Source organism: Ruegeria sp. A5 (assembly GCF_056543005.1).
Genome location: NZ_JBQGAV010000003.1, coordinates 271,141 through 285,625, shown reverse-complemented (window position 1 = coordinate 285,625; position 14,485 = coordinate 271,141). Strand labels below are relative to the sequence as shown.

General features: G+C 55.9%; 13 protein-coding genes. 7 read left to right on the top strand and 6 right to left on the bottom strand.

Translation table 11 applies throughout. The features are described from left to right. Positions 1-33 precede the first annotated feature (33 nt). Entirely contained in the window at positions 34-1,662 is a 1,629-nt protein-coding gene (locus ACR0AY_RS09620) for a peptide ABC transporter substrate-binding protein (RefSeq protein ID WP_170407804.1), read from the bottom strand. 391 nt (positions 1,663-2,053) lie between these two features. Continuing rightward, entirely contained in the window at positions 2,054-3,289 is a 1,236-nt protein-coding gene (locus tag ACR0AY_RS09615) for a lytic murein transglycosylase (protein WP_480454070.1), read from the bottom strand. Positions 3,290-3,421: 132 nt separating this feature from the next. Here ACR0AY_RS09615 and ACR0AY_RS09610 point away from each other — a divergent pair, with 132 nt between their 5' ends. From ACR0AY_RS09610 to ACR0AY_RS09585, 6 genes are read left to right on the top strand one after another with little or no spacing between them, the layout of a single operon-like run. Then, positions 3,422-4,384: a cytochrome ubiquinol oxidase subunit II gene (locus tag ACR0AY_RS09610; RefSeq protein WP_170511944.1), complete on the top strand. Its 963-nt coding sequence runs from the start codon at positions 3,422-3,424 to the stop codon at positions 4,382-4,384. Beyond that, entirely contained in the window at positions 4,381-6,471 is a 2,091-nt protein-coding gene (locus ACR0AY_RS09605) for a cbb3-type cytochrome c oxidase subunit I (RefSeq protein ID WP_170511943.1), read from the top strand. The genes ACR0AY_RS09610 and ACR0AY_RS09605 overlap by 4 nt, the downstream gene beginning before the upstream one ends. Next, positions 6,468-7,100, top strand: coding sequence for a cytochrome c oxidase subunit 3 (locus ACR0AY_RS09600; RefSeq protein ID WP_170394501.1), 633 nt, complete (start codon positions 6,468-6,470; stop codon positions 7,098-7,100). The genes ACR0AY_RS09605 and ACR0AY_RS09600 overlap by 4 nt, the downstream gene beginning before the upstream one ends. Then, on the top strand, positions 7,093-7,419 hold the full coding sequence (locus ACR0AY_RS09595) for a cytochrome o ubiquinol oxidase subunit IV (RefSeq protein ID WP_255612219.1): 327 nt from the start codon (positions 7,093-7,095) through the stop codon (positions 7,417-7,419). Before ACR0AY_RS09600 ends, ACR0AY_RS09595 begins: the two co-directional genes overlap by 8 nt. Positions 7,420-7,454: 35 nt before the next feature. Further along, entirely contained in the window at positions 7,455-8,432 is a 978-nt protein-coding gene (locus ACR0AY_RS09590) for an HlyD family secretion protein (protein WP_170407817.1), read from the top strand. Beyond that, positions 8,429-9,946 carry a DHA2 family efflux MFS transporter permease subunit gene (locus ACR0AY_RS09585; protein ID WP_170394506.1) on the top strand — a complete coding sequence of 506 codons (1,518 nt, stop codon included), beginning with the start codon at positions 8,429-8,431 and terminating at the stop codon, positions 9,944-9,946. The genes ACR0AY_RS09590 and ACR0AY_RS09585 overlap by 4 nt, the downstream gene beginning before the upstream one ends. Here ACR0AY_RS09585 and ACR0AY_RS09580 read toward each other — a convergent pair. After that, positions 9,943-10,305 (bottom strand): fluoride efflux transporter FluC, encoded by a 363-nt coding sequence (locus ACR0AY_RS09580; RefSeq protein ID WP_170465759.1) that lies wholly within the window; start codon positions 10,303-10,305, stop codon positions 9,943-9,945. The genes ACR0AY_RS09585 and ACR0AY_RS09580 overlap by 4 nt on opposite strands. After that, positions 10,302-10,736: a fluoride efflux transporter FluC gene (locus tag ACR0AY_RS09575; RefSeq protein WP_480454068.1), complete on the bottom strand. Its 435-nt coding sequence runs from the start codon at positions 10,734-10,736 to the stop codon at positions 10,302-10,304. Before ACR0AY_RS09575 ends, ACR0AY_RS09580 begins: the two co-directional genes overlap by 4 nt. Before the next feature lie 189 nt (positions 10,737-10,925). Between ACR0AY_RS09575 and ACR0AY_RS09570 the strand changes: the two genes are divergently transcribed. Further along, positions 10,926-12,506, top strand: a complete 1,581-nt coding sequence (locus tag ACR0AY_RS09570; RefSeq protein ID WP_170511942.1) for an FMN-binding glutamate synthase family protein — start codon at positions 10,926-10,928, stop codon at positions 12,504-12,506. A 6-nt stretch (positions 12,507-12,512) separates the two neighbouring features. On the opposite strand, the gene ACR0AY_RS09565 is transcribed toward ACR0AY_RS09570, so the two are convergent. Next, positions 12,513-13,169, bottom strand: coding sequence for an ABC-type transport auxiliary lipoprotein family protein (locus tag ACR0AY_RS09565; protein WP_170407827.1), 657 nt, complete (start codon positions 13,167-13,169; stop codon positions 12,513-12,515). Beyond that, the gene (locus tag ACR0AY_RS09560) at positions 13,166-14,482 is read right to left on the bottom strand and encodes an MlaD family protein (protein WP_170394518.1); all 1,317 of its coding nucleotides are present in this window, start codon (positions 14,480-14,482) and stop codon (positions 13,166-13,168) included. Before ACR0AY_RS09560 ends, ACR0AY_RS09565 begins: the two co-directional genes overlap by 4 nt. Positions 14,483-14,485 lie beyond the last annotated feature (3 nt).

Here is a 14,485-nt window from a genome sequence, read left to right as displayed (position 1 = left end):
ATGTCTCCGGGGCAGGGCGTGGTTCAAAGACGATTATTCAGCGAGCTTGTAGAGGTTCTTCGAGTACCAGTTCTGCTCGACGTTGTTCACCGGCCAGTTGCCTACATCGCTGTCCATCATATAGACGCCTGCGTAGTGATAGATCGGGATCACAGGCGTTTCTTGGGCGATGATGCGTTCAACTTCGGTGTAAAGCGGAGCCGGATCGTCCGAGGTTTTGGCCTCGGCCAGCAGCTCATCAACGCGCGCGTTGGCATATTTGCCGTCATTATAGCCCGAGTCCGACTGCAGTAGGTCCAGGAAGGTCGACGCCTCGTTGTAGTCTCCGCACCAAGCACCACGTGCCAGCTCAAAGTTTTGGTTGCCGCGCTCCTCGAGGAAGACTTTCCACTCCATGTTTGCCAGTTCGGCGTTCACGCCAAGCTTCTGCTTCCACATCTGGCTCAGCGCAACGGCGACCTTCTTGTGGTTTTCCGCGGTGTTATAAACCATCTGGAAGCTCAGAGGGTTGTCAGGCCCATAACCTGCTTCTGCTAGAAGCTCCTTCGCCAACTCGTCGCGTTCGGCTTGGGACATGGATGCCATTTCAACGGCAGGTACGGTGAAGCCTGCGGTTGCTTCGGGGGCGAAGGTGTAGGCTTCGGGCTGACCGCCTGCCATCACTTTTTCGGTGATAATCGCACGATCAACGGCCAGTGACAGGGCTTGGCGGACGTTCGGGTCCTTGAAAGCCTCGGGGCCACCATCAGATAGGTTGAAGGTGTAATAATAGTTGCACAGGCGTGGGAAGCTGATGGCTTCTACAGGGTGCTCTTCCTTCAGACGTGGGTACTGGCCGGCTGGAATTTCGGTGCGGTCCAGTTCGCCAGCCAAATAGCGGGTCAGGGCGACGTTTTCATCATTGATGACCAGCGCCACGACCTTGTCGATGATGGTGTTGTCGTTGTCCCAATAGGCGGTGTTGCGTTCACGTACCGAGCGTTCCTGCGGCAGGTGCTCGGTCAGAACATAAGCGCCGTTCGAGACGATGTTTTCCGGTTTGGTCCAGGCGTCACCAAATTCTTCGATCACTTTCTGCGGTGCCGGGAAGGTTGTCGAATGTGTGGTCATCTGCGGGAAATAGGGAAGGGGGGCGCTCAGGCGGACTTCCAGCGTTTTGTCGTCGATGGCTTTGACACCCAACTCATCTACCGGTTTTTCGCCCGCGATGATCTCGGCAGCGTTTTCGATCGACATCAGTTCCATGAACCACGCATAGGGCGACGACAGTTCGGGATCGACGGCGCGCTTCCAGGCATACACAAAGTCACCTGCGGTCACCGGATCACCATTCGACCACTTCGCTTCATCGCGCAGGGTAAAGGTGTAAACGTCCTTGGTATCGTTGACCGAGAATTCGGTGGCGACACCAGGAACCAGGTTACCGTCCTCATCCTGATTCATCAGGCCTTCAAACAGATCGCGAACAATTTCTGCACCCGACACATCTTCTACGACTTGCGGGTCGACCGAGCTGTGTTCATCGAGAATCCGATAGGTGAAGGTCTGATCGTCGGCCAGGGCTTCTCCGGTTTCGGGATGTGTACCGGCAGCAATTGCAGCACCGGTAATGATGGTCGAGGACAACAGTCCTGCCAAAGAGGTTCTGATTATTTTGTTCATGTGTTTACTCCCATTTTGTATGGTTTCGAACGTCCAAACCGCATTCGCGGTGGGCGCTTGTCTGCCATTTTGTCTCCGGCAATTGTCTGGACTTTACCTTGATCTAGATCGTGCCAAGATCGATAATTTCGGCATTCATGCATCAGGCAATGTCGGAGATCCGAATGCGAAAGCTATCTTTCACTGCCCATGAACCTGTCAGTTTTGAAGCAAAGGTAAAGGGTTTTGCGGTGGGTGAAGACCACAAAGGCTGATTAGAACCGCAGCCGGCGGAGGTGTTAAAATTTTATTTTGAAACGCTTCGTGGCAGTGACATTTTCGTGAAGCTCAACATATCACCGTGGGTGAATGTGTTCGCAGTGATGCTCGTAAATGGCGAATCAGTACGCTGCTACGGCTTCAGAACGGCCTTCAATGAGGCATCGGGGAAGCAGGTTGGTGTGCTTCCAGAAGCCTCTTGCCAGCGCCCGATCGAGCGTCGGGTTTTGTATCCGGGCAGGCCATCGACGCCACCGACGTCATGACCCTGTTGAACAAGCACCTGCTGCATGCTGGCGACATCTGAACGATAGAGATTGCCGACATCGCCCCAACGACCCCGAAAATCGCCAACTCCGTATTGAATGCGATCGCCGACATGACCCACAAACAGCGCATAAAGGTCGCTGGTGTTATAGTCTTTGAGGACATAGAAATTGGGCGTTACGATAAAGGCCGGACCGCTACGACCGGCAGGCATCATAAGATAGCCCTCGGCATCAAGTTCATGTGCCGGAAAAGGTTTGCCGGAAACGCGATTTACGCCCATGGCGACCCAATCGCGGATCAACCGCCCCTGATCAGGGCCCTCCAACGCGCAAGAAACGGTCGTGGGTAGGATAACTTCGAACCCCCAGTCGCGGCCTGTCACCCATCCGTGCTCGTTAAGATACGCGCCGATCGATGCAATCGTGTCCGAGGCTGAGCCCCAGATATCAGTTCGGCCATCGCCATCGCCATCGCGCGCGTAAGTCAGAAAATTTGTGGGCATGAACTGAGGCTGCCCCAAGGCACCCGCCCAACTGCTTTTCATTGCGTGGCCTTGGCCGTGACCGGATTCAGCGATCTGTAGCGCAGCAATCAGTTCAGCCGTGAAATACTCTGCCCGTGTGCTCATGAACCCTTTGGTGCCCAGCACCTGAAACGCATTATGGCGGATAGGGACTTGTCCGTATCCGCTTTCGCGGCCCCAGATGGCCAGTATGATACGGGCGGGTACGCCGGTTTCTTTCTCGACACGTGATAGCGTGTCCGCGTGGCGCCTAGCCATCTTGCGACCGACGGAGGTGGCACCCTGGACTGATCCGGCATTGAAATATCGACCAGGTGAGCCGAACTCGGCCTGCCGTTGTTGCTTGGGTGTCTTTTTGGGGCTGCCCGGCGGAACCAGGTCAGGAAGGTCCCAGTTTAGCGTTACCCCGTCAAAGGCACTTTGGAACGTGCGTTTCGAAACGCCCTTGGCTTTTGCCCGAGGCCATATGGTTTGTTGCAGCCAGTTCTGGAACTGACGTTCAACCTCAGTGCGATCTTGCGCTACCGAGGGGGCGGCAAGACAAACCAGGGAGACTATAGCAAGAACCAAACGCATATGATTGGTCTCGCGCGCGCTTGACCTCATGTCAACAGCGGCGCCGCAGGGTGATTTTGGAAAAGTTCTTGAGAAAATCCGTGACTCTGCCGATAGTTGCCGGGAAACCCCGCCGCAAGAGGATCATCAGGTGTGACCTTGTCTCGGATACATTCAGTCGCTGTGCCAGCCTTGGTGATCTTTGTTGCTCTGTTGTTGACGGCTGAGGCTGCCGGGGCGAGTGAAAGCTTCATGGACCCCCAAGGCCCGATTGCAGCGGTGCAAAAGACACACCTTTTGCGCGCGACGGCTCTTATCCTGATCGCTGTGATACCGGTTCTGGCTCTGGTGCCGCTGATTGCCCTGCGTTATCGCCGACGTAAGGGTGGAAATGCTGCATACACGCCGCATTGGGATTTTTCGGCGAAGCTTGAATTTGTGATGTGGGGCGTCCCGGTCGTGATCGTGATGATCCTGTCTTTCTATCTCTGGAAAGCGACACATCGTCTTGACCCTTATTCGGCCCCTTTTGGAGAAGAGCCTGCCCTAAATGTGCAGGTGGTTGGCCTCGATTGGAAATGGCTGTTCATCTATCCAGATCATGGCATCGCAACGGTGGGAGAACTGGGCATACCGATCAAACAGCAAGTTGCGATGACGCTGACCACAGACACGGTGATGCAGTCGTTCATGATCCCGGCGCTGGCGGGGCAAATCTATGCCATGCCGGGGATGACGACTCGGCTACACCTGGTGGCAGACTCGCCTGAAACGATGCAAGGCGAGAACACACAGTATAATGGCCGAGGATTCACAAAGCAGAAATTCCTGGCGCAAGCCATGCAGCCCGAGGATTTTCAGGCATGGGTCGCCAGTGTAAAAGCGCTTGGCATACCGTTGACCGAAAGCACTTATCGGACGTTGGCGATGCGTACGGATCGGGATGAGGTGCAGGCGGCATTGGGCACCGAACTCATGCCGCTGAATGCGCTTTATTTCACGCTGGAAGAGGGCGACCTGTTCCATTCGATCCTGCGTCGTTACCACAGCGGAGAGCCTCTGCAGTTGGATCAGCAACCCGGAACGGCTGAATACGGGCAGGAGGCAAGCCAATGACAAATGCCGAGACCGGTTTCTTCGGTCGCCTGAGCTGGGATGCATTTCCCATCGCTGGACTGATCCAGAATCCTGGCGCAAATGAGATCATTGCAAACGCTGCTGCTGCTATTGTGATCGTGGGCGTAGTGGTAGTGATTGGCATCCTGACGTGGTTCCGGTTGTGGGGTCCGCTCTGGCGCGATTGGCTGACCAGCGCTGATCACAAGAAGATCGGCGTCATGTACATCGTCTTCGCCATCGTCATGCTAGCGCGGGGCGTCCTGGAAGGCGTGGTGATGCGGGCCCAACAGGCGGCGGGACCGGGGGACGGATTCCTGGAACCCGAGCATTTCGCGGAACTGTTCAGCACTCATGGCACCATAATGGTGTTCTTCGTCGCGGTACCTTTTGTCTTTGGCGTCGCTAATTACATAATTCCGCTCATGATAGGCGCGCGCGACGTGGCCTTCCCGGTGATGAACCAGATCGGGCTTGGCTTAACCGTCTCGGCCGGGCTGATGCTGATGGTCTCGCTGGTGGTCGGAGAGTTCTCGACCGGTGGCTGGACCGCTTATCCACCCTATACCGGAGCAGCTTTTAATCCCGGCGTTGGGCCGGATTACTGGATTTGGGCCATCGTGGTCTCTGGCGTGGGCACAACACTGACTGGCATCAACTTTGCCGTCACGATCTACAAGCTGCGTGCGCCGGGGATGAAGTTCATGCGGTTGCCCATGTATTGCTGGACGATAATCTGCAGCTCGATTCTGATCATCTTTGCCATGCCCCCCCTTGGCGTAGCTGCATTGTTGCTGGCCGCTGACCGATATCTCGATTTCCACTTCTTCACCAATGACCTTGGCGGCAACATGATGAACTATGCCAACCTGTTCTGGCTGTTTGGCCACCCCGAGGTCTACCTGTTGGTCCTGCCTGCATATGGTATCTATTCCGAGGTCTTTGCCACCTTTTCGGCCAAGCGTCTCTATGGTTACAACTCACTGGTCATCGCAACAATGTCGATTGCGGTCATGTCCTTCACGGTTTGGTTGCATCATTTCTTCACCATGGGGCAAAGCGCTCTGATCAACGCGGTGTTCGGGATTGCCACGATGCTGATCGCCATTCCGACCGGGGTAAAGGTCTATGACTGGATGGCGACTCTGTACCGTGGGCGCATTCGATTCTCGGTTCCGATGCTTTATGGCCTAGCGTTCTTGATGTTGTTCGTCATCGGCGGCCTCAGCGGGGTGGTTCTTGCCAATCCAACCGTCGACTATCAGGTCCATAATACGCTGTTTCTGGTTGCTCATTTCCACAACGCGTTGCTACCCGGTGTGCTGTTCGGGTTGCTCGCCGGCTATAACTACTGGTTCCCCAAGGCCTTTGGGTTCCGTCTAAACGAGTTCTGGGGCCGCGTTTCGGTTTTCTGCTGGACGGTTGGGTTTCTGCTGACCTTCATGCCGCTCTACTTCGTTGGTCTGATGGGCATGCCCCGCCGGTCGTTCAGTTGGGAGGATCCCAGCTTTCACCCCTACATGATCACCGCCGCCATAGGATCGCTGGTGATTACTTGCGGGTTGCTTTCGATCCTGGTCCAATTGTGGGTCAGTATACGCGACCGAGAACAGACCCGCGCACCGGTCGGTGATCCTTGGGACGGGCGCACGCTGGAATGGTCGATCCCGTCTCCGCCGCCACCCTACAACTTCGCTATTATTCCGCAGGTTAGTGACCGCGATGACTTTGCTGCAGCTAAGGAGCGCGGACAAGCCTACCCTGCACCCGCGGCCTACGAAGATATCGAGATGCCGCGCAACACCGGCATCGGGTTTATCCTCTGCGTGCTCAGTGGCATCTGGATGTTCTCTCTGGTCTGGTGGATCTGGTGGCTGGCAGCACTGATGACCATCGCGATGATCCTCGCCATTATCATCTGGAGCTTCGACACCAGCACTGAGGTCATCATCCCCGCCGAAGAGGTCCGCAAAGAACACGAGGCGTGGTTGGCGCTGGTCCACAGCACCGCCGCTGTGGATCGCGATCATGAAAGTACACCGGAAAATCGCGGCCTCGCCCGCCCGGATATGGAGGCCGTGATATGAGGCGCGCACCCAAGCACAGCTATCCGGGGATAAACCTCGGTGAGGACCACGCCAGCGCTCACAAGGCGACCGAGGTCGTCACTTTCGGCTTCTGGGTCTTCCTGATGAGCGATCTGGTCTATTTCGGCCTGATGTTCGCGATCTATATCACCATGATAGACGCGCAGGCCGGCGGTCCGGGCCCGCATGAGCTGTTCGACCTGAAAAGCATCTTTGCCCAGACTCTCATTCTGCTGACCAGCAGTTTGACCGTCGGGCTGGCGATGTTGGCGCTGAAATACAACCTGCCTCGGGCACGGATCGTGCTGTGGTTCGGAGTGACACTGCTGCTGGGGCTCAGTTTTCTGGTTTTGGAGATCCGTGATTTCATGAACATGGCAGCCCAAGGCGGTATCCCACAGCGTAGCGGGTTTTTGTCGGCCTTCTATGGTCTCGTACCGCTCCACGGCTTGCATGTTGCAGCCGGGTGTCTGTGGCTAATCGTGCTGGGTATTCAGCTGCGTATGTTCGGGCTGACCGATCTGCTGATGTCGCGTATGGTGCGGTTGGCGCTATTCTGGCATTTCCTCGATCTTATCTGGATCGGCATAATAACCATCGTGTATTTCGGAGGGCTGGCCTATGGATAAACGATCCGAGATGCATCACCGCGAACGGCGGCGTTACGTGATTGGCTATGGTGGGTCACTGCTGCTCACGCTGGTGGTATTTGTGATCGCCTATCATTTCGGTATTGAAACACCAGGCGTCTATATGACCATAGGCCTTCTGGGGTTGGCACAACTGGTTGTTCAACTGATCTATTTTCTACACATCGACCGCCGCCGCAGCAGCCGAGAGGATCTGGACCTGGTTCTGTTCTCGACACTTGTTCTGCTGATTATCATCGGCGGGACAGTTTGGATTCTGGGCAATCTGGCCATGCGCATGCATATGCAGGTGATGTGAGGTCGCTCGCTTAGGCACCAAAAAGGAAGCTGCTTATGAAGTCATTCAAGGCAATTGCCGCCGCAGGGATCCTGGTCACGATTGCTGTTGGATTGTTCCTTTTCTGGCGGCATGAAGAGCGGTATCCGTCAACAAAAGACGCCTATATCGGCGCGAATATCATCTATGTGGCCGCACAGGTGACCGGGCAGGTTTCAGACGTTGCGGTGGTCGAAAACCAGCCGGTCAATGCAGGCGATTTGCTGTTCTCGATTGATCCGACTCAGTTCCAAGCCTCGGTCGATCAGGCCAAAGCTAATCTGGACAGTGCCATTCAGCAGGCTGACTCCTTCTCGAACCAGATCACCGCTGCACAGGCCGCTGTCGAAAGCGCCAACTCGTTCTACGAAACCGCGCAGAGCAATCTTGAACGCGCCCGAGCTTTGTTTTCGGACGGGGACCTCGCGCAGGCCTCGCTGGACCAAACTACGTCCGAATTCGCACAGGCTTCGGCCCGGTTGACCACCAGCCGGTCCGAGCTTTCTGCGTTGCAAAGTGGCCTCGCGGCCCGGCAGGACAATGTGTTGTCCTCGCAGGCTGCGTTGGAAATCGCGCAGGCCGATCTTGTCTGGACCAAGGTCTATGCCGCGGCCGATGGCTGGATCGCAAATCTGACGCTGCGGCCAGGGTCGTCTGTCTCGGCCAATGCGCCGCAATTTTCCATTGTCGAGTCGTCTGACTGGTGGGTCGATGCAAATTTCAAGGAAACATCACTGCCACGCATCCGACCCGGTCAGCCGGTCACAGTGCAGGTGGATATGCTTCCAGACACGACCCTGACCGGCAAGGTTGCGTCGATCGGTCGAGGCTCGGGCGATACGTTTTCGTTGTTGCCGTCCGAGAACTCCAGCGGCAACTGGGTCAAGGTCACTCGACGTTTCCCGGTGCGGATTGAGCTTGATCCAACTGATGCTCCGCTGCGTGTAGGAGGCAGCAGCAAAGTTACGGTGGATACAACCGGAACCAGCCAATGACTGATGCCGGCCACATCAATCGCGTGATTGTCGTGGCCGTCGTGCTCAGCGCTATTCTCGAAGTTCTGGACAGTACCATCGTCAATGTTGCGTTGCCGCATATTCAGGCGGCTTTTGGGGCCACAACCGATCAGGCGACATGGATCTTAACCAGCTATATCGTCTCAGCCGTTGTGGTCATGCCGCTGACCGGGTTTGTCGCGCGTCGGGTCGGGCGGCGCAGGCTGATCCTGACAGCGGTCACGGGTTTTGCCACAATGTCTGTCATGTGCGGCCTGTCATGGAGTCTTCAGACTATCGTCGCGTTCCGCCTGGCGCAGGGGATGTTCGGCGCGTTCCTGATCCCGTTGTCGCAGTCCATCCTGTTTGACGCCTTTCCGCGTGAAAAACGGGGACAGGCCATGGCGGTCTTTGGCTTGGGCGTGGTGGTCGCACCGGTGTTGGGCCCAACTGTAGGCGCAGTCCTGACGGAGTATTTTTCGTGGCGAATGGTGTTTTTCGTCAATCTTCCGGTCGCTGCCATGGCCCTGCTGCTTTTGGCGGGCGAGTTGCCGGACGACAAAACCGAAGAGGTGCGCATCGACTGGAAAGGCCTGGCGCTGCTGGCAGTTGGCATTGGATGCCTTCAATTCATTCTTGACCAAGGTGAGACCAAGGACTGGCTGTCATCGAGGATGATACAGCTGGCGCTGATCGCTTCGGTTCTTGGGGCGCTGGGGTTCATCGTCCATTCTCTGACATCCCGGCATTCTGTCGTTGATTTGCGCCTTTTTGCGGATCGCAACTTTGCCCTGTGCAACCTAGTGATAGCGGGGTTCGCGATCTCATTGTTTGGCGGGATCGCCATACTGCCAACCTTTGTGCAAAGCCTGCTCGATTACCCCGTGATCGAATCCGGTCATTTGTTCATACCGCGCGGGATCGCCGCAGGTGCATCGATGGTGCTGACCGGGGCCGTACTGGTCACCCGGTTTGATCCACGAGTTTTAGCCGGGTTGGGGATGCTGTTGACAGCAGTGGGGAATTTCATGTTGGGCACGCTCAACCTCGACGCCGGTTTCTGGCAACTGGCTTGGCCGGGCTTTGTCAGTGGTCTGGGGATGGGGCTGGTGTTTGTGCCGATGTCTATTCTGGCATTCGAGAGCATCAGTAAATCAAGGCAGGATGAGGCCTCGGGCCTATTCAACGTCACCAGGCAGCTTGGCTCTTCGGTAGGTATTTCATTGGTGGGGACTTGGGTCGTGCGAGGCCTGCAAACCAATACGGCAGTGCTCAGCCAGAATGTGACACCCTACAATCCTGCTGCACAGGCTTATCTTGCGCCGCTGGGGCTGACACCCGATAGCGCTCAGGGCGCCGCCATTCTGGGGCAAGAGATCGCACGGCAGGCCGAGATGATCTCGTACCTTACTGTATTCAACAATCTTGGACTGCTGGCGTTGGCCACGATCCCACTGTTGTTCTTCTGCCGCGCGCCCAGGCCCGACCAAAGGGCTGCAGCACCCGTTCACTAGCGCGTCAGAACAAGGCCCAGCCATAGCGCGAACCAGCACAATGCGAGGCTGAGAGCGATGTTCCCGGCGGCAAATACGATCGTCCGTTCACGGTGCAATTGCAGCGATTGATAGGCGAAGCTTGAGAATGTGGTGAAGCCGCCGCAAAACCCGAATACAAGGCGTTTTTCCTCTTCGCCCATTTCTGCAGAGCCACCCAGATAACCAATCCATAGACCCAGCAGAAGGCTGCCCAGAACATTCACGATCAGGGTCGAGTACGGCAGATCATGCGTCACCCGAAGTGCCAGCCAATGCCGCAGTACAGCCCCCAATCCTCCGCCCAATGCGAACATGGCATGCAGATACAAGGTCGTCATTCCGATGTTTCCCGGGAATGATGCCGCCGACCCAGCGCTTCCCCAAGAACCGCCGCCGTAAGACCAAATGCGATCTCCGCGCTTACGGCGATAACCACAAACCAATTCCCGGTTTCTGCCAGTCTTTCCAGCTCGGCAACGAATGAGGAAAACGTCGATAGCCCACCGCAAAATCCGACGGCCCCCAGATGCAGGACGTGGGCGTGGACACGATTTCGAATGGCATAGAGCCAACCTAGAACGAAACAGGCCAAAACATTGATGCCGAAAGTCGCGGTCAGGAACGGAGCGCCGGGGATCTCCAGCGAAAATAGCTCGCGCAGCAACGACCCTGCAGCACCCCCCACAAAGACGGCTGTATACATCAGGGCGCGATGCCCGAATGCAGGCGCTGTTTTCGACACTGCGGTTGATCCTGCTCTGACCAGCATTTCATTTTGCATACAGACTGCTTTTGCTTGGTTCAACCGGCCTCGCTAACCCAACCGTTATCTTTGTTTGATTAGCAAGGGCTTGCGCAAACAGGTCAATCTGTTCCACGTTCTGGATGAAGAGCAGGGTCATGGACCCAATGTCCATTCCAGGTCACGCTGTCACAGCGCTACTCAGGGAGATAGGAAATGATTGTTCGCAGGCTTTACTATTTCCTCAGCTATGTCTGCTTGCCTTTGACTTTGCTTTGGGGTTTTTTCTGGCCACCCGCCCACTGGTTGCTGATCATACTGATCCCCTATGCGGTTGTCGGTCTCTACGATATGCTGACAACCAAACATAATGTGCTGAACAACTACCCGGTACTGGGTCACTTCCGATATATGTTGGAGTTTGTCAGCCCTGAAATCCGGCAGTATTTCGTTGAAACCAATGAGAGCGGGCGGCCCTATAATCGGATTATCCGCAGTCTGGTCTATTCCCGCGCCAAGGGACAGGTGGATACTCAGGCGTTTGGCACTCAGTACGATATCATGACGGTAGGTTATCACCGTGCTGATCACTCGCTATCCCCCAAGCACGTCGAAGAGTGCGAAGAACGGGTGATACTGGGCGGCCCTCAGTGCGACAAACCCTACAATGCGTCGCGTCTGAACGTATCAGCAATGAGTTTCGGTGCACTCAGCGCCAACGCAATCCGTGCTTTGAACGGTGGTGCAAAAGATGGGGGTTTTGCGCATAACACGGGCGAAGGCGGGCTGTCCCCCCACCATCTGGCAGAAGGTGGAGACATCATCTGGCAAATCGGAACAGGATATTTTGGATGCCGCACGCCTGAAGGTGGGTTCGATAAGGACCTGTTTGCCGAAAAGGCCAAGAAAGATGTCGTCAAGGCGATCGAGATCAAATTGTCGCAAGGGGCGAAGCCGTCTCATGGCGGGGTCCTACCGGCAGCAAAGGTGGATGAAGAAATCGCCGAGATTCGTGGGGTTCCAGTACATCAGGATGTGATTTCCCCACCTATTCATTCGGCCTTTGATGGACCGTCTGGATTGATGCATTTCGTTCAGCATCTGCGAGAGATGTCAGGTGGCAAGCCCGTGGGCTTCAAACTGTGCATCGGTCGTCGATCCGAGTTTATGGCGATTTGCAAAGCGATGTTGGAAACTGAGATTCTGCCTGACTTCATCACGGTGGACGGCGCGGAAGGGGGCACTGGCGCTGCCCCGGTCGAGTTCACCAACCGATTGGGGATGCCGCTCAACGAGGCACTGATATTTGTAAACAACTGTCTGCGCGGTATCGGGGTCCGCGACAAGGTGCGGGTGATCTGTTCGGGCAAAGTGGCCACTGGGTTCGATATGGTCGAGAAATTCGCTTTGGGTGCGGATATGTGTAACGCGGCGCGGGCGATGATGTTTGCGGTGGGGTGCATTCAGGCGCTGCATTGCAACACCAACAGGTGCCCTTCGGGGGTGGCAACGCAAGATCCGATCCGTGGGCGGGCGGTGAATGTGCCGCAGAAACGACAGCGCGTGCATCGGTTTCATGACGCGACGCTTGAAAGTTTCCGCGAGATATTAGGGGCTATGGGCAAAGCAAAAGTTTCCGACCTGCGCCCTGCTGACATCCGGCGCCGAAATGCGGATGAACGAGAGCGGTCTTATGCCGAGCTATACAGCTTTCTGGATGACGGCTCTCTGTTGGGCAAGACCATCCCCGAAGAGTTCGCCGCTGACTGGCAAGTCGCCTCAGCGAGCCAGTTCTAGCGACCACTAGCTAGGTCTTGATCGCGGGTTATTGAGCGTATGCGTATGGATTTTGCGGATGCTCCATTCCACGGCATCCCGCATTGTCTTGCCCAAGGCGATATCAAAGGCCTCAACCAGTTCGGGTGTTTTATCGCTGGTCGCCAGCACTGCTTCCTGGAATGAGCTTGAAGCGATGATCTTGTCCTCATACTCATCGATGATCTTGATATTGATGCGCACTTCTACGCGGACCGTTTTCGTGTCTTCGGTTTCGCTGATAACGATGCCCTGAAATTCGCGCAGATCAGGCGCGATCACATAGTCCGCTCTCAGGCCTACGGTCGAACGTCCTACGGCCGCGACCTTGCCGGAATTTTCATAGCTTTCGACCATCAGCGCCTGCACAATTAACGGCGCGCGATCCACCCATCGGGCCCGCGGCAGATACTGAACCTGAAGCAAGGTGGGCTGCACGGCGATCTGATCGGTGTTCACGGCCGCCGTCGCTGTGGGCTCTTCGACAACGATCTGTTTTTGGATACGCGGCAGCGATGACGAGAACGTGCTTTTGGGTGTCAGCAAATACAAATCATTGGGCTTAGAAGCCTGCCGCAGCGTGCCCAAGCCCGTGCAGCCTGTCAAAGCGGCCAAAACCAGAGTCAAGATTAAGGGCCGTATCATTGACGAAACTCCGATGCTTGGGTGCCTAACAAAAAGCGGGCCGGGTCGCGTTCGACCTTGTCGACCAATCTATCCAGACTGATGACCAGACGCTGTGATTCCTCGATGAACCGGATGAACTGAGGCAACCCAACGCGCAAGAAGTCCGAAACCTGACGGCGGTTGTCCTGAACGATCCCGTCGATGGTTCCCAGCAGATCCGACGCCGATTGGGAGGCGCTGAGAACATCGTCGGAAATCTTGTCAATCTTTTCGGTGATATTCGAGACGGTTTCCGCAACCTGATTGGCCGCCTTACTCACATCTTCAGCGACAGGTGAGATATCCTCGTCCATCACGCGGTTTGCCGAGTCAAACGCCCTCTCTGCTGAATCGAGCGCCCCTTTGGCTGAATCCATAGTCGATGTAACCGATTCAAGGGTGGTGTTTGCATTCAGAACAGTCTCGCTGATTACCTCAAGCGTAACGCTGCCTTCATCTGACAGCCGAGTCAGCCTTTCGGCCAGGATTGACCCGCGTTCGATAAAGGGCCGGATATCTTCCTGAATCACGCTTTCAGCACTGGCAATGGCGTTATTTGCAGTCTCTAGCGTTGTTTTGGCGGATTCTGAGGTCTCTTTGATGCTCTTCAGCGTGTCCGTTCCTGTGCTCAACGTCGTCTCGGCCGTGTTCGCCAACGTATCCAGTCTCTTGGTAAATTCTCCAACGTCTTTGGCCGCACCGCCCAAATCGGACGAGAGCGACTGGAAATCCGTCAGAGTTTTATCCAGCTTGCCCGACGCTTCTGCCAGATTGTTCAGGATATCCGACACCGCCTTTCGGTTTTTGTCATCAACAACCGAATTGAGGTTCTCCAACAGGGTGACCGCCTTTTCGAGAACCTCTGGCGCACCCTCAAGCAAGGATTGAATCGAACTGCGTTTGCTTGGGATGACACTGTTCTGGGCCAGCCTTTCTGCGGTTGGAGACCCTCCGGAAAGCTCAACATAAGCAACCCCTGTCACACCCAGAGATTGCAACTGTGCGATGGTTTCTTTGGTAACAGGGATGTCGGCATCAACCTCAAGCCGCACTCGCACCTTTGACGGGTCATCTTTGTCCAAGTCCAGGGAAACCACCTGACCCACGGGCAAGCCGTTGTAATTTACGCCACCTGCAGCCGACAGGCCCGAGACATTGTCGAACAACACATCATAATAGGCGTATTGCCGGGTCACTTCGAATTTGGCGAGCCACAGAAAGAACCCGAAGGCACCAAGGATGCCCGCCAGGGTGAACGCACCGATCAGGATGTAATTCGCTCGGGTCTCCATCGC